This is a genomic window from Paenibacillus glufosinatiresistens (assembly GCF_031470375.1).
Taxonomy (GTDB): domain Bacteria; phylum Bacillota; class Bacilli; order Paenibacillales; family Paenibacillaceae; genus Paenibacillus_AQ; species Paenibacillus_AQ glufosinatiresistens.
Window position 1 is genome coordinate 475,664 of the sequence record NZ_JAVFHT010000001.1, and the last position, 20,758, is coordinate 496,421.

Annotated in this window: 19 protein-coding genes; 15 read left to right on the plus strand and 4 right to left on the minus strand. The window is 60.4% G+C overall.

Going from position 1 to position 20,758, the window contains the following annotated elements:
• Positions 1-83: 83 nt before the first annotated feature.
• Positions 84-683 (minus strand): 30S ribosomal protein S4, encoded by a 600-nt coding sequence (rpsD, locus tag RBI05_RS02160; protein ID WP_150458386.1) that lies wholly within the window; start codon positions 681-683, stop codon positions 84-86.
• Between the two features lie 405 nt (positions 684-1,088).
• Here rpsD and RBI05_RS02165 point away from each other — a divergent pair, with 405 nt between their 5' ends.
• The 5 genes from RBI05_RS02165 (at position 1,089) to RBI05_RS02185 (ending at position 6,107) form a co-directional block, all read left to right on the plus strand.
• A complete protein-coding gene (locus RBI05_RS02165; protein WP_150458387.1) occupies positions 1,089-3,074 on the plus strand; it encodes a sensor domain-containing diguanylate cyclase in 1,986 nt (661 codons plus the stop codon).
• Between the two features lie 91 nt (positions 3,075-3,165).
• The gene (locus tag RBI05_RS02170) at positions 3,166-4,068 is read left to right on the plus strand and encodes a hypothetical protein (protein WP_310549967.1); all 903 of its coding nucleotides are present in this window, start codon (positions 3,166-3,168) and stop codon (positions 4,066-4,068) included.
• 101 nt (positions 4,069-4,169) lie between these two features.
• The gene (locus tag RBI05_RS02175; RefSeq protein WP_150458389.1) at positions 4,170-5,285 is read left to right on the plus strand and encodes an aminopeptidase; all 1,116 of its coding nucleotides are present in this window, start codon (positions 4,170-4,172) and stop codon (positions 5,283-5,285) included.
• A gap of 102 nt (positions 5,286-5,387) precedes the next feature.
• Positions 5,388-5,633 (plus strand): HPr family phosphocarrier protein, encoded by a 246-nt coding sequence (locus RBI05_RS02180; protein WP_150458390.1) that lies wholly within the window; start codon positions 5,388-5,390, stop codon positions 5,631-5,633.
• A gap of 171 nt (positions 5,634-5,804) precedes the next feature.
• Entirely contained in the window at positions 5,805-6,107 is a 303-nt protein-coding gene (locus RBI05_RS02185; RefSeq protein WP_150458391.1) for a YlaN family protein, read from the plus strand.
• Between the two features lie 127 nt (positions 6,108-6,234).
• On the opposite strand, the gene cax is transcribed toward RBI05_RS02185, so the two are convergent.
• A complete protein-coding gene (gene cax, locus RBI05_RS02190) occupies positions 6,235-7,308 on the minus strand; it encodes a calcium/proton exchanger (RefSeq protein WP_310549968.1) in 1,074 nt (357 codons plus the stop codon).
• Positions 7,309-7,468: 160 nt separating this feature from the next.
• On the opposite strand from cax, the gene RBI05_RS02195 reads away from it, so the two are divergent.
• Complete coding sequence (locus tag RBI05_RS02195; protein ID WP_150458393.1) at positions 7,469-7,834, plus strand: Asp23/Gls24 family envelope stress response protein; 366 nt, start codon at positions 7,469-7,471, stop codon at positions 7,832-7,834.
• Positions 7,835-7,944: 110 nt separating this feature from the next.
• Here the strand turns inward: RBI05_RS02195 and ftsW are convergent, their stop codons facing one another.
• Entirely contained in the window at positions 7,945-9,195 is a 1,251-nt protein-coding gene (gene ftsW, locus RBI05_RS02200) for a putative lipid II flippase FtsW (RefSeq protein ID WP_150458394.1), read from the minus strand.
• Positions 9,196-9,376: 181 nt separating this feature from the next.
• Here ftsW and RBI05_RS02205 point away from each other — a divergent pair, with 181 nt between their 5' ends.
• From RBI05_RS02205 to RBI05_RS02245, 9 genes are all read left to right on the plus strand, one after another.
• Positions 9,377-10,576, plus strand: coding sequence for an amidohydrolase (locus RBI05_RS02205; protein ID WP_310549969.1), 1,200 nt, complete (start codon positions 9,377-9,379; stop codon positions 10,574-10,576).
• 114 nt (positions 10,577-10,690) lie between these two features.
• Positions 10,691-11,125: a CBS domain-containing protein gene (locus RBI05_RS02210; protein WP_150458396.1), complete on the plus strand. Its 435-nt coding sequence runs from the start codon at positions 10,691-10,693 to the stop codon at positions 11,123-11,125.
• 201 nt (positions 11,126-11,326) lie between these two features.
• Complete coding sequence (locus RBI05_RS02215) at positions 11,327-13,006, plus strand: DNA repair helicase XPB (RefSeq protein WP_310549970.1); 1,680 nt, start codon at positions 11,327-11,329, stop codon at positions 13,004-13,006.
• A complete protein-coding gene (locus tag RBI05_RS02220) occupies positions 13,000-14,988 on the plus strand; it encodes a helicase-associated domain-containing protein (protein WP_310549971.1) in 1,989 nt (662 codons plus the stop codon). The genes RBI05_RS02215 and RBI05_RS02220 overlap by 7 nt, the downstream gene beginning before the upstream one ends.
• A 53-nt stretch (positions 14,989-15,041) precedes the next feature.
• Complete coding sequence (locus RBI05_RS02225) at positions 15,042-15,482, plus strand: YlbF family regulator (RefSeq protein WP_150458399.1); 441 nt, start codon at positions 15,042-15,044, stop codon at positions 15,480-15,482.
• 44 nt (positions 15,483-15,526) lie between these two features.
• The gene (locus tag RBI05_RS02230) at positions 15,527-15,790 is read left to right on the plus strand and encodes a YlbG family protein (protein ID WP_150458400.1); all 264 of its coding nucleotides are present in this window, start codon (positions 15,527-15,529) and stop codon (positions 15,788-15,790) included.
• Between the two features lie 224 nt (positions 15,791-16,014).
• On the plus strand, positions 16,015-16,452 hold the full coding sequence (locus tag RBI05_RS02235) for a hypothetical protein (protein ID WP_150458401.1): 438 nt from the start codon (positions 16,015-16,017) through the stop codon (positions 16,450-16,452).
• Between the two features lie 137 nt (positions 16,453-16,589).
• The gene (locus RBI05_RS02240; RefSeq protein ID WP_310549972.1) at positions 16,590-17,540 is read left to right on the plus strand and encodes a selenium metabolism-associated LysR family transcriptional regulator; all 951 of its coding nucleotides are present in this window, start codon (positions 16,590-16,592) and stop codon (positions 17,538-17,540) included.
• The gene (locus RBI05_RS02245; protein WP_310549973.1) at positions 17,533-18,426 is read left to right on the plus strand and encodes a PHP domain-containing protein; all 894 of its coding nucleotides are present in this window, start codon (positions 17,533-17,535) and stop codon (positions 18,424-18,426) included. Before RBI05_RS02240 ends, RBI05_RS02245 begins: the two co-directional genes overlap by 8 nt.
• Positions 18,427-18,686: 260 nt before the next feature.
• Here RBI05_RS02245 and RBI05_RS02250 read toward each other — a convergent pair whose 3' ends face one another.
• Positions 18,687-20,537: an Rqc2 family fibronectin-binding protein gene (locus RBI05_RS02250; protein ID WP_310549974.1), complete on the minus strand. Its 1,851-nt coding sequence runs from the start codon at positions 20,535-20,537 to the stop codon at positions 18,687-18,689.
• Between the last annotated feature and the right edge of the window lie 221 nt (positions 20,538-20,758).

The following is a 20,758-nucleotide window of genomic DNA, read 5'->3' on the forward strand; positions in this document are numbered from 1 at the left end:
CAGGAGAAAAGGCCAGACAGCGAAAAGAAGCCCCCGGCATAGCCGGAGGCTTCGGACCCGCATCCTCTCGGATGCCGGGCGGATTAACGGTTGTAGAATTCGACGATCTGCTTCTCGTCGATGTCCTGGGACAGCTCGGAACGCTCCGGCAGGCGGATGTACTTGCCTTCCATAGCGGTGTCGGCGTATTCCAGGTATGCCGGCAAGTGATTGCGGTTCGCCAGGGCTTCCTTGATGGAAGACAGGGAACGGCTTCTCTCGCGAAGACCGATGACGTCGCCGAGGCTAACGCGGTAGGAAGCGATGTCGACCTTCTTGCCGTTAACCGTTACGTGGCCGTGGGAGACCAGCTGACGGGCGCCGGCACGGGAGTTCGCAAATCCGAGACGGTATACGAGGTTGTCCAGACGGCTCTCAAGCAGGAACATGAAGTTCTCGCCCGCGATACCCTGCATCTTCTGCGCATGCTCGAACAGCGTGCGGAACTGCTTCTCGCCAAGACCGTACATGTGGCGCAGCTTCTGCTTCTCTTGCAGCTGCATGCCGTAGTTGCTGATCTTTCTGCGCTGGTTGGCGCCATGCTGTCCCGGAGGGAATGGGCGCTTCAGGTCTTTGCCTGTGCCGCTCAGGGAGATTCCCAGCCGGCGGCTGAGTTTGAATTTAGGACCGGTGTAACGTGCCATGTTATAGTAGACTCCTTTTTAAATGAAATTCTTCAGGGCTCTATTTGCGCCGCTTTTCGTATAAGGCGGCACTGTCCGAACGGACGGCCGCACTGAGGGAGAAGTTCAGCCGCTGCTCCTTCAGTAACAAAATGCGTGAGGGTGACACAACGTTACGCCCAATGCAGACTGATACAGTCTTGCTCAACAATAAATATTATATGAAATACCATGATGAAGTCAAGCAAATCCAAGCCAAATCAAAATTAATATTGACGATAGTTCTAAGGGCCTAAAAAAAAATCCCGATTCTACCGAAAATATAATGCAAGGGAATATGAGAAAGAGTAAAATATGGTTAATTGCTAGTGTACGGTTTGCATGAACTCGCAGGGTTTGAAATTGAAGGTAAAGGGGAACCTCTTTATGTCAGAGCATGAAGCTTACGGCCATAAAGATCATCATGCCCTGATCAAGGGCTCCACAGCGGACTGGAGCGGGGAGGACCCCGTTGCCTGGCTTGCCGAAGCGGACATGCTTGAGGCTGATTTTCCCCATGCCGCCGGGATGATTATGGAGACTTTCCGGGAATGGATCGAGAATGGAACCCGGCTTTCCTTTGCTGAGAACTGGGAATGGAGCTTATTCGATTACAAGGGCAGATGGCTGGCGGATTCGCTGGAGCGGGAAGCGTCGGACAATCCGCTGTGGGAGCAGGTCGCATCGGTCAGCCTTCTCTCGCGGCGGGAATGCAGCCTGCAGATTGTAGAAGACGGAGCGGAGAAATCCTATATGGCACTCCCGGTCGGCAGCCGTTCCCGGGGAGAGATCTTCGCCCTGCTCGGCTGCTCCATGCCCGCTGTTCAGTTCTCGGCGGGAGGGAAGAATGCGGCGGAAGCTATGGCTCCGCATTTCCGGACGATCTTCTACCGCCGCTTCGAGTATTCGTTCATCTCCGATCTCGCCAGCGTTCATGGCGACGGCGAGAGCGCCAGCAGCCATCATTCGCTGCTGTTCCAGATGGTTCAGCGCATGCATGACTCGATTGACGTCCGCGCTGTGCTGACGGAAGTATTCGACAGTCTGGAAGCGATGTTCCCCGATGCCGAACTGACCCTGTACATCTCGCAGGACCAGGTGAGCGGCTTCTCGCGCGTCAAGCCGCTGCCGACCGGCTGGGAGGGCGACGATGTGCGGGAGAGAGCGTTCAAGGACGGGACGGTATCCGTACGCCTCGGAACCGGCGATAACGAGCAGATGGAGATTGCCCTGCCGCTGGGCGGCAAGCAGGGGGTGTACGGTGTGCTCCATTTGACCCAGCGGGGTTCTTGCGACGTGAACCGGGAGCTGCTCGGAATGATTGCGAGCACGGCTGGGACCGCTTTCGAGAATGCGAAGCTGTACGAGCGTTCCAACCAGCTCGTCCGCGAGCTGCGGATGAGCAACGATTTGACGCAGCGGCTGAACCAGAGTCTGCGTCTGGAAGATACGTTCGAGGCCGCTTTTGAAGAACTGATGGATATGTTCGAAGCGGATTACTGCTGCATCCTGCATTTCAACGAAGACAAGGGCGGATTGGAGGCCGTAGCGTGCAACCACCCGGCTCTGGCGAATGAGATTATTGAGATCGGCAGAGGATTGGGCGGGAAAGTATACGAGACCGGGGAGTCTATGATTTTGTCGGATTACCTGGACTTCAACGAGACGCGTTCCAAGCTGATGGATCTGACCGACTCGCATTCGCTGATTGCCACGCCCCTCAGTGTCGGCGGCCAGGTCAGAGGCGTCATTATGCTGAGCCATCAGCAGCCCCACTTCTTCTCTTATGACAATTACAAGTTTCTGCAGGCGGTAGCGGGACATATCGGACTGGCTGTGGGCAACGCCCTGCTGCACGCCGAAGTGAGAAGGCTGGCCAACCGGGATACGCTGACCGGACTGTTCGCCCGCCACTATCTCGATGATGAGATCAAATTCCGCCAGGGCAATGATTTTTGCGGGTCGCTGATCGTTGTCGATATCGACGAGTTCAAGATTGTGAACGATACATACGGGCATCAGCAGGGAGACAAGATTCTCAAGCAGGTCAGCGAGGTGATCCGGACCTCGATCCGTGGCGGGGATGTAGCCGCCCGCTGGGGCGGGGAAGAGCTGGCTATCTACTTGCCCCAACTGGGCCTGGATCAGGCGCTTGTGGTTGCCGAACGTGTCCGGGTCCGCGTTCAGCAGGAGACGGAGCCTCAGGTTACCGTGTCCTGCGGCATTGCCGACTGGAGCTGGACCGAAGAACGGATCAGCGTCGAATCGCTGTTCTACAGGGCGGACATGGCGCTGTATGAAGCGAAGAATACGGGACGCAACCGGGTCGTTGCCGACCGGAAGAAGGCGGAAGCCGGCTGGATCAACCCCTGAGGAATTTTCTCAGGGGTTTTTATTCGCGTAAGGTCTACCGGATCGGGGCAGTCTAGACGTATTGCAAGCCAGCCAGAAGGAGGGTGTCACGGTGCGAGCGATACGCAGCAAGAGGAACAAGCTGAATAGGCAGCCCATGCCCTGCGAAACGAACGGGAAACGCCGTCCGGAGCGGATTCGGCCGGTTCAAGCCGCCGCCGGATGGCTGCTGCTTGCCGCCCTTGCCTGGGCGCTTCCGGGATGCGGCGCAGGCGGAGACAACCGGACGGCAAGGGAGAGCCTGGGGCTGGCCGTGTCCGGGCTCCTTGGCAGCGACTCGGTTCGCTGCCAAGGAACAACGGCGCTCACCGTAGGAGGAGAGCAGCGGAGCTTCCGGCGTTATGAAGGCCGGCTGCAGGATCATCAGACGCTGCTGTTGTATCCGCAGTTGTCTTCCCCCTCTCCGTCCAAGGGGGAAGGGAAGACGGCCGGCAGCGGGACCCGGAAGAGTTCCCTGCCGCGGGAAGAGCCGTTCGGGGCGGTAAGCCTGACGAAGAAGAACGGCTCCTGGACAGCGATGAAGAGTGCTGACCTTTCGGGCGCGGGGGCAGCGCCGTTCAATCCGGTCGCAGCGCTGGAAGAGATGGAGAGTCTGGAAGGAGACCTCTCCTATGAACAAGGAGCCGGGCCGGGCCGGGTGCGGCTTAAGCTGAAGCTGGCTCCGGAAGCGGCAAGGACAGAGCTGCAGCGGGAGCTTGAGCGAGAAATGTCGGACCTTAAGAAATCGCTGCCCTCGGGGCGTGAAGCGGCTCTGCGGCTGTGGGCAGAAGAGAACAGCAGATTGCAGGCCCGTCTGGCGAGTGCCGAAGTCGAGACGGTCTACCGGCTGGATATTGACAGCCGCCGTTATCTGCCGAAGCGCTTGTCCCGAACGCGTACGGTCCGGGAAGAATCGGCTGGAGCGAACGTCAAGGAGACGGAGACCAGCGCGGCCGATTTTGACCGGTACCGGTAAGGGGGAACAGAGCTCCCGGAGGGATCGACCGCCGGCTCGGGGACATGCTACAATAGATAGGGTTGTCTATTTAAGGATTGTGAAGGAAGGAAGCGAGAACGATGAGAGACCCCAGAATTGAGAAACTGGCGAAGACGCTGGTGAACTACTCGGTTAACGTACAACCAGGGGAGAATGTGCTGGTCGAGATGATCGGCACGGAGCGCGACCTGCTGAAAGCCGTAGTCGAGGAGATCGGCAGAGCCGGCGGCCATGCCTTTGTAGAACTGACCGACCGCTCGGTGCAGCGGTCGATGCTGATGAACGCGACCAAGGAAAGTCTTCAGACCTGGGCGGATTACGACCTGTACCGGATGAAGCAGATGCAGGGCTACATCGGAATCCGCGCGGGAGAGAACGTGAATGATCTGTCCGATGTGCCGGAAGAGCAGATGCGGCTGTACAACTCGCTCTATTCCCATCCCGTGCACAGCGAACAGCGGGTCAAGCATACGAAGTGGGTCGTACTCCGCTATCCGAACGCCAGCATGGCCCAGCTCGCCAATACGAGCACAGAGGCGTTCGAGGACTTTTACTTCGACGTATGCACGCTGGATTACGCCAAGATGGACAAAGCCGAGGACGCGCTTGCCGAACTCATGCGGAATACGGACCAGGTGCGGGTGGTAAGCCCCGGTACGGACCTGACCTTCTCGATCAAGGGAATCGGAGCCGAGAAGTGCTCGGGCCAGTGCAATATTCCCGACGGCGAAGTGTATTCCGCACCGGTGCGGAATTCCGTCAACGGAACGATCGCCTACAATGCGGCTTCCCTCTACAACGGGGTTACCTTCGAGAATGTCACCTTCACCTTCAAGGACGGCAAGATTGTGGAAGCCGCCAGCAATGACACGAAGCGCCTGAATGAAATTCTGGATTCCGACGAAGGCGCGCGCTATATCGGCGAATTCGCCATCGGGTTCAATCCGTATATTCTGCACCCGATGAAGGACATTCTGTTCGACGAAAAAATCGCCGGCAGTCTGCATTTTACACCGGGTCAAGCATATGATGTAACAGACAACGGCAATCGCTCTTCCATTCACTGGGATTTGGTTCTGATTCAGCGTCCGGAATACGGCGGCGGCGAGATCTATTTCGATGGCCGGCTGATCCGCAAGGACGGCATCTTTGTCCTGCCTGAACTGGAAGGCCTCAACCCGGAGAATCTGAAATAAACGCTTAACCAGAATATCCCTTGCATGAGTAAGCGGATTCAATTATCATGAGAAGGAAAGAGACTCCATCAGTTTTCCATATCCAGTTGCGGAGGGATTCCTATGTCCAATAACAACGCGGCAATCGTGGAAATTGCCCAGACGGCCAGCCGTTTCAGCTCTTCCATCGTACTCCAAGCCGAGAACAAGTACATCGACGTCAAGAGCATCCTGGGACTGTTTACCACATTGGTATCTAACCAGAGCTATGAATTGCATGTTCACGGCAGCGATGCCGAAGAAGCCAAGAAAGCGCTGAGCGAAGTATTCCAGAAGCATGGCCTGCACTTCACAGTTGTAGAAGAGTAGAACTCGGCGGCAGCGAAGCGTCCTCCCGGATGGGAAGGCGCTTTTTTCTTTGCCCTGCAAGAATTGAACTGGGCCCCGGCGCAGAGGGGCGCCTTGTATTAAGCCCCAATTTCGACTAATATTAAAGAAATAGGGGTGTACCCGTTATTTTGGGCCAGAGGGGGAAGAAGGATGACTTCATCGGAATTGCAGGAACAACTGAATCAAAAAGCAGTTACTCTTCTTCAGGAAGATGCCGATAAAATCCAGAAATTGATCGAAGTGCAGATGGAGAATCTGGCTACGCGCTATTGCCCTCTCTACGAGGAAGTACTGGATACGCAAATGTACGGATTCTCAAGAGAAGTAGATTTTGCCGTCCGTGCGGGTCTGCTGGCCGAATCTCTGGGCAAACAGATTCTGAGCAGACTGGAACGCGAACTGGCGGTCTTGTACGAGGCGCTGAACGAGAAAGCGAAGAGCGCGGCAGAGTAGCGCAAGCCCGTACAGCGCAAGCGGTGCAGGCAAGGCGGAGAACGGACCCAACCACAAAGAGCTTCCCGAGGCGCCGGTAACGGCAGCGGGAAGCTCTTTGGCGTACGGCGATAACCGAATCTAAGGGTTAGACCAGGTAGAACGATACGCCGAGGATCAGATAGACGGCAAGGAGCAGCAGCCCTTCGTACCAGTTGGTCGCGCCGTCCTGGGTAATGGATTTGGCGATAAAGACGGCGACGGCAATGGCCACAAGCTCGATGGTGGTGAAGACAATATCCATGGTGCCATGCGCCGTGAACGCACTGACGAAGATCAGGACCGGCGCGACGAACAGGGCAATCTGAAGGCTGCTGCCGATGGCGATTTCGACAGCGGCGCCGATCTTGTTCTTCATAGCCAGCATGACGGCGGCGCTGTGCTCGGCGGCATTCCCGATAATGGCTACGAGGAACGCGCCGACGAACAATTCGCTGAGACCGAACTGCTCGGTAAGGCTCTCCAGCGTGCCGACCAGCCATTCGCTGACGAACGCAACCATAACGGTAGCCAGCACCAGATAAAAGATGGAACGCCCCTTGGACCAGGCCGGCGCATGTTCGTTGGGCAGCTCTTCCTCGTTGTCTTCTGTCACGTCGTCCAGATAGCTCTTATGCGTTATCATGGAGAAGATCAGCCAGGCGATATAGGACACGATAAGAATGCCTGCAACGACAAGACTCAGCACGTCCGTATCCTTGTCCGTGATCGAATGCGTATTCAGGAACATAGCCGGGACGAACAGCGCGATTACGGCCACAATCATCAGCGAGCCGTTCAGTCCGGCCAGGGTGATGTTGAATTTCTGGACTTTATGCTTGAGACCGCCTGCCAGGATGCTGAGGCCCAGGACCAGCAGCAGATTGCCGATGATGGAGCCGGTCAGACTTGCCTTGACCATATCGAACAGGCCTTCCTTGACGAGGAAGATAGCGATAATCAGCTCGGCTGCGTTACCGAAGGTCGCATTGAGAAACCCGCCGAGCCGCTGGCCCGCATAGTGGGCGACACTCTCGGTCGCTCTTCCCAGAAAGCCGGCGACAAATACGACGGCAATAGCCGACAGCACGAACTGCAGCGTATGGTTCCAGTCCATGTAGTGGCCGATCGCACTGAGAACGAAGAAGACGGCGAGCAGAGACGGAGATAACCATTTTTTCAAAATCGGACACACCTCGATTCTTTCTGTATGTATTTGTGGATTCCTAACTCAATATACCCAAATAATCCCGAAGTGTAAACGAGTCTGAGAGAAAGCGATTTGCATTTAAGGGGGGCAGGAATTACAATAATTGATAATGAGCGCGAGGGGGACTATAGGCATGGCTGAACAACTGCAACTGGAAATGGGAAACATTCGAATCTCGAACGACGTCGTTTCAAAAATAGCCGGGTTGGCGGCTCTGGAAACCCCGGGGATCGCAGCCATGTCGGGCGGATTGTCCGAAGGCTGGGCCAAGCGCCTGAGCGGAAAGAACGTACAGAAAGGCGTTACCGTCGAGGTTGGCCAACTGGAAGCGGCCATTGATCTGCGGATTCTGGTTCTGTACGAGACTCCGATCCACGAAGTATGCCGGATGCTTCAGCAGAACGTCCGCGAAGCGGTAGAGAGCATGACCGGGCTGCGTGTGGTTGAAGTCAATGTGAAGGTGGAAGGCGTCGCCTTCAAGAACGACGAAATTTCCTGAGGCGAAATTTCCTGAATGGAAGACAGACGAACGAAGGGAGCCGTTTCTCCTGCCGGAAGGCAGAAGGAATGGCTCCCTTTTAATATTTCGGTTCCATGCAGGGGCGATTCTTAACGAACGACCGATCTTGGACCGGGCTTGACGGGCTGGGTAACCCGGACCGAAGTAGTGACTTCTTCCTTCATCGGCCGGGAGGATTCGCGCGATATGCTGAGCACGATGCCTACCGAGACCATCGTAATAAGCAGCGAGGTGCCTCCGTAGCTGATGAACGGCAGCGTAACCCCGGTCAGCGGAATGGTCTTGGTGACTCCGCCAATGTTGACGAAGGCCTGAATGGCAATAAGGCCCATAACGCCGATCCCGACCAGCGTTCCGAACGGGTCCTTGCAGCGAAGGGAGACCAGCACGCCCCTCCAGATGAAATACAGGTACAGCATCAGGAACAAGGCCGTCCCGATAAAGCCGGTCTCTTCGCCGATGACGGCAAAAATAAAGTCCGTGTACGGATATTTGAGGTAATGCAGCTTCTGGACGCTGTTGCCGATGCCCGAGCCGGTGACGCCGCCCTGGCCAAGCGCGGTGAGCGCCTGGATAATATTGTAGCCGCTGCCCTGCGGGTCGGCGAACGGGTCGAGATAAGCCTCGATCCGTCCTTTGCGGTAATCGTTCTCGCTCTGCACGGCTGCCGGAGAGGGGCCGGAGACCGAGTCGATCAGCGTCTTGGCGCCCATGACGATCCCGATGCCGAGCACAAGCAGGGCAACCGATCCAAGAATATGCTTCAGACTGGCCCCGCCTGCAAAAATGACCAGGCCGCTGGTTGCGACCAGGACGAGGCAGGAGCCCAGATCGGGTTGGAGCATAATCAGCCCGGCGACAATCCCGACGATCACCATAACCGGGATATAGCCGCTTCGCAGGTCCCGGAATTTCTCGCCCTTCTTGCTGATCAGCGCGGCAAGATACAGAATAATCGACAGCTTGGCGATTTCGGTCGGCTGAATGCCGAGCCCGCCGAGCTGCAGCCAGCTTCTTGCGCCGTTGATCGGCGAGGTGAAGAGGACGGCAAGAAGCAGAATCAGCGTCAGCAGAAAGAGCGGAGCGTACCACTTCTTGAATTTAGCGTACGGAATATTCATGACAAACAGCATCGCGAAGGAACCGAGAACCGCCCAGACGATTTGTTTGCGCAGAAAGTAAAAGGCATCGTAATTGTATTTCTTGGTTGCCAGCGCTTCACCCGAGCTGGAACTGAATACCATGACCAGGCCGAAGCCGACGAGCAGCAGCACCAGAATCAAGAGCTGAAAATCGGGCGCGCCCTTCCTTGGGCGGCTGCTTGGTTCCTGTTCTTTCATTATTGTCATCCCATTCATGCGCGATCGGCCGCATATTTAGTACTAGCAATCACCGTATTTCTCTAATCATGATAGTATGTTTCCAGGTCCAGTGCAAGAAAGAGCAGAGCAAGGCGGGATAGTCGGTTCAGGGGGTCATCTGCTACAATAGGAAGCAACAAGGGGAAGGGAATGGAAGCGGATGGAACGGATCACATGGGAAAGTCTGGAGCCGGACATGGTGTCCTGGCGGCGTTATCTGCATCGCCGCCCGGAACTGTCCGGCCAGGAGCAGGCTACATCGGCGTTTGTAGCGGACAAGCTGCTTGAATTCGGCCTGGAGGCGCGCCGCTGCGGCGGCGGATACGGCGTGCTCGGCGTACTTCGCGGCGGCAAGCCCGGCGCGACGGTCGTACTTAGAGCCGATATGGATGCGCTGCCGATTCAGGATGAGAAGCAATGCGACTATGCCTCCGGCGTTCCGGGAGTCATGCACGCCTGCGGACATGACGGACACACGGCGATTCTGCTGGCCGTGGCCCGCTATTACAGCAGCATGCGGGAGGAAGTGGCCGGAGAGCTGCGCTTCCTGTTCCAGCCTGCGGAGGAAGTCTGTCCGGGCGGCGCGCTCGGCATGATTGCGGACGGCGCTCTGGAAGGAGCGGACGCGGTCTACGGACTGCATCTGTGGACGCCGCTGCCGGTGGGCACAGCCGCGAGCGCGGCAGGACCGCTGATGGCCTCGACGGATGAGTTCTTCATCGAGATTAACGGCCGGGGGGGCCATGCAGGGGCGCCCCACCGGGCGACCGACAGCATTGTGGCGGCATCGGCTCTGGTGCTGCAGCTCCAGAGCATTGTCAGCCGCAATGTAGACCCCCTGCGTCCGGCTGTGGTCAGCATCGGCACGATTCAAGGAGGCTCGGCCCAGAATGTGGTGGCCGAGCAATGCCGGATCTCCGGAACGGTGCGCACCTTCGACGAGGAATCGCGTGAACTGATCCGCAGCCGCATCCGTTCGATGACGGAGTCGGTAGCTGCCGCCTACGGGGCGGAGGCGCGGATTGAGATGATGATCGGCTACCCGACGCTGGTGAACCATGAGCAAGAGACCCGGCGGTTCTTTGCCGTAGCTCCGGCGGCGCTGGGTCCCCAGGTGAAGGTTGCCAGCATGGAGCCCATTATGCCTGCGGAGGATTTTGCCTATTATGTCCGGGAAATTCCCGGCTGCTTCATGTTCGTGGGAGCGGGCAATCCGGCGAAGAATGCGGTCTATCCGCACCATCATCCCCGATTTGACTTCGACGAGGATGCGCTGCTGCACGGAGCGAAGCTGCTGGCTGCCATGGCCGACTCCCGGCTGCGGGAGCCTGCCGCTCCGAAGAAGGAAGCGCAAGCTTAGGGCGGCTGCGCATAACCGGGCAGACGCAGGGACAGCCTATATTCGCACAGCCGGTCAGTCTGCCCAGAGAGGGGCGGCACTCCGGCGAATCGAATGCAGGAGGCGTGAACAAGCATGAAGAGAACCGTACAGGAAATTATGTCTGCCCGTCCCGTTACTGTCACGCTGCAGGACAATATTTACGAAGCTGCCGTCAAGATGAAGGATCACGATACCGGCTTCATTCCGGTTGTCGAGTTCGCTGACGGCGAGACGCTGATCGGCGTTGTGACCGACCGCGACCTGGTTACCCGCGGCTATGCGGAGAAGCATTCCGGCTCGACTTCGATCGAGACGGTGATGACGACCGGCATCCGCACGGCTTCGCGCTATACCACTGTCGACGAGGCCGCCGAGCTGATGGCGGAACAGCAGATTCGCCGTCTGCCGGTCACCGACGACGGCAAGCTGGTCGGCATTGTATCCATCGGCGATCTGGCGGTCCGCGGCATTTTTGCCGACAATGCCGGGGACGCGCTGAGCGATATCTCGGAACATCACTTGCATTAGAGACTGAAGCGGCTCCAATGTTAAGCCGCCCAATCAGCGCCGACAGAGGCGCCGGATACTCCGTTCCAGACGGAGACCGGCGCCTTTTGTGTCTGCGCAGGAGGAAGAAACGGGAGCCCGGCTTGCAGGCTTGCGCATATTTTTCCAGCAGAGCAGCCAAGCTATTCGGGATAAGGAACGACAGGTCAAGGAGGTGCTGTCATGAACGGCAACGGACCGCTGATTGTCCGGAAGGACCGGACGCTGCTGCTGGATTGCAGCCATTCCCGCTCGGCGGAGGCGGGGGAGAAGCTGGCCCAGTTCGCCGAACTGGTGAAGAGTCCGCCGCCGTATCATACCTACCGGATGAGCTCTGTCTCTCTATGGAATGCGGCCGCCCGGGGGCTGTCGGCGGAACAGACGGTGGAATGGCTGAGAGAGTATGCCCGCTGGGATCCGCCGGAGGGCGTCGCGGAAGAAGTGACGGAGATCATATCTCGCTACGGGAAGTTGCGCCTTCTTCCTTCACCGGCTTCCGCCGACCGGCTGGTGCTGACCGGGGAGATCCATCTGCTGGACGAGCTGGAGCGGAAAGGCGCTTCGCAGGAAGCCGGGCTTCGGCGAACCGGTCCCTGCGAGCTGACCGCGGAACTGGGCAACCGGGGCCGGGTGAAGCAGGCATTGGCCCGGGCCGGGTATCCGGTGCTCGACGAAGCCGGCTACCGGGCGGGAGAAGCGCTGGCGATAAGCTGGAAGCCGGGAAGGGCGTCGGAGCTTCGCGATTATCAGAAAGAAGCGGCGGAACGGTATCGCAGCGCCGGAGGAAGCGGCGTCCTGGTGCTGCCCTGCGGGGCCGGCAAAACGCTGCTGGGCATCGCCGTTCTGCAAGCCCTCTCCTGTGAAGCGCTGATTCTGACCAGCAGCACGACTTCGGTCCGCCAGTGGATCGCCGAGCTGCTCCGCTGGACTGAACTTGAGCCTGCCGACGTCGGCGAGTATTCCGGCAGCCGCAGGCAGATTCGGCCGGTTACGGTGGCGACCTACCAGATGCTGGCCCGCAAGGGAGAAAGAGAGGGCCGGAATCACCTGGGCCTGTTGGGTGAACGGAGCTGGGGCCTTATTGTCTATGATGAGGTCCATCTGCTGCCCGCTCCCGTCTTCCGGGTAACGGCGGATCTTCAGGCTACCCGCAGACTGGGGCTTACGGCAACGCTCGTCCGGGAAGACGGAAGAGAAAGCGACGTCTTCTCTCTGATCGGACCCAAGCTGTATGACTGCCCGTGGAAGAAGCTGGAGGGACAGGGCTGGCTGGCGGAAGCGGCCTGCACGGAGGTTCGGGTGCCGATGGCTCCGGAGCTTAGAATGCAGTATCTCCGGGCGCCGGTTCGCGACAAGTTCAGGCTGGCTTCGGTCAATCCGGCCAAGACGGAGGCCGCCCTGCGGCTGCTAAAGCGCCATGCCGGAGAGCCGGTTCTGATTATCGGCCAGTACCTGGACCAGCTGGAGGAGATCGCCGCTGCCGCCGGAATTCCGCTTCTGACCGGAAGGACGCCGCAAGGACGGCGGATGGAGCTGTACCGGAGCTTCAATGCAGGAGAGATTCCGGGGTTGGCGGTGTCCAAGGTAGCCAATTTTGCCGTGGACTTGCCTGCGGCGGCCGTAGCCATCGAGGTATCGGGGGCTTACGGCTCCCGCCAGGAGGAAGCGCAGCGGCTGGGACGGATCCTTCGGCCCAAGCCGGGCCGGAACCGGGCCATCTTCTATGTTCTGGTCACGGAGGACACAAGGGAGGAAGACTTTGCGGTCCGCCGACGCCTGTTCCTGACGGAGCAGGGCTACGAATACCGGCGTATCGGACTTGAACTCTTCGGGAACGGACCGGAAGGAGGATACCGATGCTGAGCGACAAGGCTGCGGAGCTGCTCCGGCTGGTCTGCGCCGCGCATGCGGCGCTGCCTTGGACGGAGGAAGCGGCGGAGAAGCTCCGGCCGCCCGGCATGAGCCGGTCGGAGCTGATCATCGCCCGGGAAGAACTGCTGGCCCAGGGGCTGCTCGCCGGCGTACGGCGCGTTGGCGGAGAGCTTCTCTACGGCATTCCAGAAGGGCGGCTTGCGGAAGTGCAGGGCCGCTTCTTCCGCTATGTCCCCGAGACCGGTCCTGAGCCGGCAGTCCGGATCATCATGCCGGCAGCAGCGGGGCTTCCGGCGGACCTGTTCCGTCTGCTGCACCGGATTGCCGGAAGCGGGCTTCCGCTTACGGCGAAAGGACTGCTGCATCTGGGCCATCTGAAGAAGCTGGCGGCGGGGGTATCTCTCCAGGAAGGGCATCTGGAAGGGCTCGGACTTCGCTCGTCCTATCCGGCGGAGTGTCCGCTGCCGGCGCTGGTGCTAATCGATCTGCTGCTGACGCTGGGACTGATCCGCCGGCGGGACGGGCTTCTGATCCCGGACCGGGAACGAACCGAAGCATGGCTCGGCCTGGCGGAGCAAGCGATGTACGCCCGGGCGCTTGAAGCCGTATGCTTCCGGTACGGCGCTCTCGGCCCGGGGGCGCAGCTTTTGCGGGGCGCGGTTGCGGGAGCCGGCTGGCTGGCGGGCCGCTGGTACCGCCTCGACCGCCTGCTGGCTGCGCTTGAAGCAGCGGGTCTGGGACAGGGCCGAAGAGCGCCGGAGCAGCAGGAGCCGGAAGCGGCCGCCTGGCTGTCCTGGCTGGCGGGGGCGGGGCTGCTCTCGCTGGGACGCGCGGACGCGGACGGCGGGCTCTGCTTCCGCTGGCGGATGCCCTACCCCTGCTCTGCAAGCTGCCTGCGGCAGGAAACTGCGCCGAATGAGGACAGGGAGAAGGATGCGGCGGAAATCTCCGAAGCTGTCGAGGCTGCCGAAGCGCGAACCGGACAGTTGATCGTTCAGCCCGATCTGGAGGTGCTGATTCCGCCGGAGACGCCGTACCGGGTGCGCTGGGGACTGGCCTGCTTCGCCGAGCCCGAGAAGCTGGAGAGCGGGCTCTGGAGCTTCCGGCTGACCCGGGAACGCCTGGAGGCCGCTTCGGCGGCCGGACTCCCGCCGGAGGAGGCCGCAGCCTGGCTCGGCCGTCATGCCGCGGGCGGCCTCCCTCCCGGCGCAGCGGAGATTATCGGTCAGTGGGCGGCCGGGCTTGGGCGGACGCGTCTGTCCGAGATGCAGGTGCTCGCCTGCCGCGATCTCGCCGACGCGGAGGCCGTAGCCGGCCACCCGCGCCTGGGCGACTGTCTGGTCCGGCTGGGCCCTCTGCACTTCGGGGTGCTGCCGGACCGCCTGCCGCCGCTGCTGCGCGAGCTGGCGGCTGCGGGTCTTGCGCCGCCCTCCGGCCGCGGCGCGGCCCCTGTGCCGGAACCGGAGCTGTTCCGGCTCGACCCGCCGCCCGCTGCGCCGGGCGGCGGGGAGGGCGCGGCCGCCCGGGAGGGCCGCGCCGCAGGCAGCGCGCCGAAAGCGGCGGCGCGCGAAGGAAGCCCCGGTGCGGCGCCGGGGCTGTTCCCGCCGAGCCGGGGGCTCGGCGAAGGGGCCGCCGTGCGGGAGCCGGCGGCGGAGCTCTGGCCGGACCGGGACCGGGTTCCGGCCATGTGGCTGCGGGAGCGGCGGCGGTACCATGCCGCGACCTCCCGCAGCGTGATGGAGCAGGCGCTACGCTGGGGCGTTGCAGCCGCCGTGACCGTGGACGGAGAAGAGCGGCGGTTCGTGCCCGAGCGAATCCTGCCGGGCCGCTGGCGGGTCTTCGGCTATTTTGCCGATGAAGACGGGGCGGAACCCGCGGCCGCCGAGCTGGAGGCCGAAGATTGGGGCGAGATCGGAATCATGCTGCCGAAATCGCGCATTGCCTCTTCTGCGGGGCAGGGCGATATGGTATGATAAGGAGAGTCCACCGCAAGGTGGGTATTTCATATAGAAGGCAGATGAGGCTCATGAGCGTAGCGGAAGCGCATTCGGTAGACATGGCCGAAGTTCTTATATACGCCTATGAATTGGGCGATATGATTAACCAATCCGCCGAGGTGTCGGATTATTTATACTGGAAGGAACGGGTCGCCGCAAATGCCGGCATCCAGGAGCTGGTCCGCAAGCTGGAGCGGAAGAAAGAGCTGTTTGAGGAGACACAGCGGTTCGGCCACTTCCATCCGAATTATCATGAGGCGCTGGGCGAAGTCGCCAAGGTCGAGGCGGAGCTCGAACAATTCGAGGAGGTTGTCCGTTTCAAGGCCGCGGAGAAGACGCTGGACGATCTGCTGCATTCCATGTCGGAGACGATCGCGTATTCGGTATCGGACAGCATCAAGGTTCCGGGCAATGATCCCTTGCCTTCCGGCGGGGGCTGCGGCAGCGGCGGCAAGTGCTCCTGCGGCTAAAGACGCTGGAATCCTATATCTACGGCAGAGAGGCGGAAAGAAGCATGTTTGCGGAACGAACCGGTTACATCGTCTGGGTCAGCGACGTCAAGGCGGCGCGCAACTTGGAGAAATACGGCAGCCTGCATTACATTTCCCGGAAGATGCACTATGCGGTCATCTATGTGAATGCGGACCGGGCGGAAGAGACGATGAAGAACATCAAGCGGCTCTCCTATGTCCGCAAGATCGAGCGTTCCTACCGCAATGAGCTGAAGACGGAATATGCCAGCAAGAACCCGGACAAGACCCGCTCCTACAGCCTGTAGGCCGCGGTTGTCCGGTGCAGGATGAACAAGGAAGCGCCCGGAACCTCGCGTTCCGGGCGCTTTTTATTTGCAGGGGGCAGCGGACGAAGCACCGCCCGGGAATGAACGCTGCGTCTTCCGGCCCGAACGCGTTCGTCAAGGGTACATGGATATCCGCCGTTCATCATGGTAGAATAGGACCATTAGAAGCGCCAGTACCTGAACGCCGGGAGTGTGAGACTTGTATGCGCGATATTGAAGCGGAAGGCCCCGGCATGAACGATCCGTTCTTTATCATGCTGGAGGGCCGGCGGATTGCGGATGCCGCAATCGCGCCCCACGCGGCGCGGCGGCTGGAGGAATGGAACCAGAGAGAAGGAAGCCCGGGCCGTTGGAGCGCTTTTTGGCTGTGGCAGTGCCTGAAGCAGAAGCGGATTCGCGTCCACTCTCCGGAAGAGCCGGAGATCTACTGCATCGATAACGATCTGGTGATCGCCGTTCGGCTGACGGAGATTGCGGGAGAGACGGACAAGCTCGGCAACGTGTTGTACAAGCTGACGGTCGTCTCTTTTCTCGGCAAAATGTCGGAGGATATCCACCTGCGGGATCTGAGCGCACTGACGGCCCGCCCGCGGAACGCGAAGCGCGGCAGTCTGGTGCATACCGGCCGGAAACGGCGGTAGCGCCTTGGACCCAGAGGCTCGCGGCCACCCGGCCGCGGGCTTCTTGCTTATTTGAACAGTCCGTTCAGAGCGGCGGGCCGGGAAGTGCGCCTTCAGGTTCGGGACGCGCCGGATTTAGAGCCGCAAGGAGAAGGGGGATGGGCATGAATATACATCAGCTTCGCATCTTTTATACCGTATCTGAACGGGGGAGTTTCTCTGCGGCAGCTCAGGCGCTGCATATGACTCAACCGGCAGTGACCATGCAGATTCAAGGGCTGGAGGATTATTTTGGGGTCAAGCTGTTCGACCGTTCCGGCAAGAAGATCATGCTGACCGACGCCGGAGAGGCGCTGCTTCCGTTCGCGCTCCGCACCCTGGAGCTGATGCGGGAGACGGACCGGGCCATGGCGGAGTACACACAGCAACTCTCGGGCCGGTTGCAGCTTGGAGCCAGCCTGACGATCGGCGAATATGTGCTGCCCGGGATTCTGGTTCCGTTCGGCCAGGCGTATCCCGAAATTTCGGTAACCCTGGAGGTCAGCAATACGACACAGATTATCGAGGAGATTGCCCGCAATCGGCTGAGCTTCGGGTTAATTGAAGCCGAGGTGTCCCACCCCGATATGGATATTGAGCCGGTAATGGAAGACGAGCTGCTGCTGGTGGTGCCGGCAGGCCATGAACTGGCCGGGAGAGAGAATGTCACGCTGGAAGAGGCGCTTCGATATCCTTTTGTGCTGCGTGAACAGGGATCCGGGACCCGAAGAGTTATGGAGGAACAGCTGATGGCCAAGGGCTATGACCCGAAGGAGATCAACACCGTCATGGAGCTGGGGAGCACCGGAGCGGTCAAGTCCACCGTTGAGGCGGGGCTGGGCATCGCGATGCTCTCGCCGTCGACCCTTCGTCACGAAATCGCGCTGGGCCTGCTCTCGACCGCACGTATCCGGGACGCCTCTTTCCGGCGCCGGTTCTATGCCATCCGGTTAAAATCTACGCTGCTGCCGCTCCCCGCCGTAACCTTCCTGGCGTTCCTGCGCCAGCATGGCGGGCGGGAACAGGAGGAGGCGCAGCGGGCATACCAAGGAGGAGACGTTCATGAATAATACAGGAACCGACCGGCTTCTGGCGGCCGGACGCTGCGATCTTCATACCCACACCCAAGCTTCCGACGGGATGCAGCCGCCCGCCGAGAATGTGCGTCTGGCGTCCGAACGGGGACTGGCCGCCGTCGCCATTACCGATCATGACACGGTAGCCGGCGTGGCTGAAGCGCTGGAGACCGGGAAGCGGCTCGGCCTTGCCGTCGTGCCCGGAGTCGAGATCAGCACCCGGGCCGGAGGCAAGGATATCCACATCCTCGGCTACTTTATTGATTATGAAGACCCGGTCTTCCTGGAACGGCTGAGAGGGCTGCGGGACACCCGGGCTTCCCGCAACGAGGCCATTCTGGTCCGGCTGCGCGAGCTGGGCATTCCCGTTACGATGGAAGCGGTACTGCGCGGCATCGGCCGGGAGCTGAAGCCCGACGAGAGTGTCGGACGGCCGCATATCGCCGATGAACTGGTGCGTCTCGGCGCTGCCCGGGACATGCGGGATGCCTTCGACAAATTCCTCGCCGAAGGTGCGGCGGCCTACGTATCGCCGCCCCGGATCACACCGGCGGAGGCCTGCCGCTGGATCGCCGAAGCGAAGGGGCGGGCGGTACTGGCGCATCCCGGTCTCTACGGGGACGACGGGTTGGTGCGGGATATTCTGGACCAGGGCGGATTCGCCGGAATCGAGGCGTATCATTCCGACCACGGGCCTGCCGAGGAGCAGCGCTATCTGGCGCTTGCGGAGGAGTACGGTCTGCTCGTAACCGGCGGCTCCGATTATCACGGTGCCCGGGGCGGCGTAGTCTTCCACGGCGAGCTCGGCAGCGTGACGGTAGATGCGGGCGTGCTGGAGAAGCTGGCGGGGGACCGGAGCGAAGACAGCCGGATGGCCTGAAGCTGCAGTGGGCCGGAGCGAAGACAGTCGGGTGGCCTGAAGCTGCGGCGGGCCGGCGGCTCCCGAGACGACAGTCACCGGGGCTTCGCGGCATCCGGCGCTGCACTGCGCGTGATAAATGTAGGTCAGGGCCGCTTCAGCGAGATGCGGACCGAAGGGACGGGGTCCCAACTCAAAGAGCAGCCGCCTGTTAGACAGGGCGGCTGCTCTTTGGGTTTTTTTGCCGGAAGGAGGCAGCGGGACGATGAACGCCCGGGAAGTCAGCTTCGCAGCGCGCTTGGCAGCGCTCTGATCCGGTCTTCATCGGGGGTGACAACCAGCGTCTTCTGGCGGTCATAGATGACAAAGCCGGGCTTGGAGCCGTTCGGCTTGCGGACATACCGGATCAGCGTGCTGTCCACCGGAACGCTGCTCGACTGCTTGGCCTGGCTGAAGTAGGCGGCGAGCTGGGCGGCTTCCTCCAGCGTAGCATCGCCGAAGCTCTCGCTGCGGATGACCACATGGGAGCCGGGAATGTCCTTCGTATGCAGCCACGTATCGTTCGGACCGGCGAGCCGGTTCGTCAAATACTCGTTCTGGAGATTGTTCTTGCCGACATAGATCTCGATTCCTTCCGACGAAGTGAAGACCTGAAACGTTGGCCGGGACGGTTTTTTCTTCTTCTTGCCTTTCTTGCTTCGGTCCCGCAGATAGCCGCCGGAGACAAGCTCGTCGCGGATCTCTTCGATGTCGTTCAGGGACGCATGATCCAGCTGCTGAAGCAGGCTCTCCATATAAGTGATCTCCTCGCGGGTCAGAGCGGTCTGCTCGTCAATGACGGCGAGGCTGTTCTTGTACTTGTTGTACTTCTTGAAGTAGCGCTGCGCATTGTCCGAGGGCGTCAGCAGCGGATCGAGCGGAATGTCGATCTCCGCCTGGTTCTCGTCGTAATAATTGACCAGCCTGGCTTCGCGGTCGCCCTTCTTGAGCGCGTGCAGCGAAGCGAAGATCAGTTCGCCGTAAATCCGGTAACGGTCGGCGTCCTGCGCCTCTTCCTGATCCTGGCGAAGCTTATCGAGCTTCTTCAGGTTCTTGCTCCGTTCATTGGACAGGAAGCGGATCAGATCGCTGACGCGCTGCTTCACGGTGTCGCGCTCGGCTTTGTCGCCGTAGTAGTCCTCCATGCAGGCGCTGATCGTCGGATAGCGTTTGATCTCTCCTTCGAACAGACTCAAGGGAACCGCCGAGAAGATCGGCTTGCCCTTCGCATTGAAGCCCGTCATCGGGGTGAAGGCGGAGGCGCGCACAAGAGAGAAGGTGGCTTCAAAAGCGTCCGCCAGCGCCTCCGCGGTCCGGGACTCCGACCGGCGAACCATGTCCTGCGCGATCAGGGGACTGATCCCGCTGAACGACGCGACGATCCAGCCGGCCGGATCGTCCAGAGGGGAAGGCGCCGCGGTCGCAGCTTCAGCCGGGCTTCCGGCCGGCTCGCGTCCGGCTGACTCCGCCTCTTGCCCGCTTGCGGATTCGTCCCCGCCGACTTGAGCGGCGGCCGCTTGCGCCGCCTCTTCCGCCGCCTGACGGAAGAGCCCGGCGAACTCCTCCCGGCTCATCTCCAGCGGGTTCCGCTTATGCTGGCGCGGCGGCTCTGTGTAGGCAAAGCCGGGCATTACGATCCGGTAGCTGCTGATCGCGGGGGTGACATGATGTATTCCGTCGATAATCGTTCCGGTTGCAGCGTCGGTCAGAATCAGGTTGCTGTGCCGGCCCATCAGCTCGATAATGAGGATCTTTGCAGATACATCTCCCAGCTCGTCGCGCTGGCGGATGCGCATATGAATGATCCGCTCGAGCCCGATCTGCTCCACGCTCTCAATGACGCCGCCTTCGCAGTGCTTGCGCATCAGCATGCAGAACATCGGCGCTTCCGAAGGATTGATGCCCTGGCGCTCCGTGAAATGAACGCGGGGATAGGTCGGGTTGGCGGACAAGAGCAGTCTGCCTCCTACGGCTCCCCGCAGGGTGAAGACCAGATCATGGTCGCTGGGTTGATATATTTTGCTGATCCGCTGCCCCGTGCAGGCTTGAAGCTCGCTGACGATGGCGCGGGTTACGATGCCGTCAAGTGCCATGATTGCTTAATCTCCCGTCCTTGAAGTTAAAATTGCTTCCTCTATGATGCCATACTTCCCGGTTCGGACGCAAAGAGGGAGGCGAAGCGCTGCCGCCCCTGGTTTCCGGGACAGGGTGATAATTGCGGACGACCCCGAATACATTAGGTCATGAACGGGTGGAAAAGCTGTCGGTCCGCTTCCCTGGCGAAGCGGATACAGAAATGACCGGGAGGGGAACG

Coding starts and splice junctions, on each gene's coding strand:
- RBI05_RS02185 (WP_150458391.1), top strand. CDS start 5,805: ATGACTTCATCGGAATTGCAGGAACAACTGAATCAAAAAGCAGTTACT.
- RBI05_RS02165 (WP_150458387.1), top strand. CDS start 1,089: ATGTCAGAGCATGAAGCTTACGGCCATAAAGATCATCATGCCCTGATC.
- RBI05_RS02230 (WP_150458400.1), top strand. CDS start 15,527: ATGTTTGCGGAACGAACCGGTTACATCGTCTGGGTCAGCGACGTCAAG.
- RBI05_RS02240 (WP_310549972.1), top strand. CDS start 16,590: ATGGGCATGAATATACATCAGCTTCGCATCTTTTATACCGTATCTGAA.
- RBI05_RS02225 (WP_150458399.1), top strand. CDS start 15,042: ATGAGCGTAGCGGAAGCGCATTCGGTAGACATGGCCGAAGTTCTTATA.
- RBI05_RS02245 (WP_310549973.1), top strand. CDS start 17,533: ATGAATAATACAGGAACCGACCGGCTTCTGGCGGCCGGACGCTGCGAT.
- RBI05_RS02180 (WP_150458390.1), top strand. CDS start 5,388: ATGTCCAATAACAACGCGGCAATCGTGGAAATTGCCCAGACGGCCAGC.
- RBI05_RS02220 (WP_310549971.1), top strand. CDS start 13,000: ATGCTGAGCGACAAGGCTGCGGAGCTGCTCCGGCTGGTCTGCGCCGCG.
- RBI05_RS02205 (WP_310549969.1), top strand. CDS start 9,377: ATGGAACGGATCACATGGGAAAGTCTGGAGCCGGACATGGTGTCCTGG.
- RBI05_RS02235 (WP_150458401.1), top strand. CDS start 16,015: ATGCGCGATATTGAAGCGGAAGGCCCCGGCATGAACGATCCGTTCTTT.
- RBI05_RS02215 (WP_310549970.1), top strand. CDS start 11,327: ATGAACGGCAACGGACCGCTGATTGTCCGGAAGGACCGGACGCTGCTG.
- RBI05_RS02175 (WP_150458389.1), top strand. CDS start 4,170: ATGAGAGACCCCAGAATTGAGAAACTGGCGAAGACGCTGGTGAACTAC.
- ftsW (WP_150458394.1), bottom strand. CDS start 9,195: ATGAAAGAACAGGAACCAAGCAGCCGCCCAAGGAAGGGCGCGCCCGAT.
- RBI05_RS02195 (WP_150458393.1), top strand. CDS start 7,469: ATGGCTGAACAACTGCAACTGGAAATGGGAAACATTCGAATCTCGAAC.
- RBI05_RS02210 (WP_150458396.1), top strand. CDS start 10,691: ATGAAGAGAACCGTACAGGAAATTATGTCTGCCCGTCCCGTTACTGTC.
- RBI05_RS02250 (WP_310549974.1), bottom strand. CDS start 20,537: ATGGCACTTGACGGCATCGTAACCCGCGCCATCGTCAGCGAGCTTCAA.
- rpsD (WP_150458386.1), bottom strand. CDS start 683: ATGGCACGTTACACCGGTCCTAAATTCAAACTCAGCCGCCGGCTGGGA.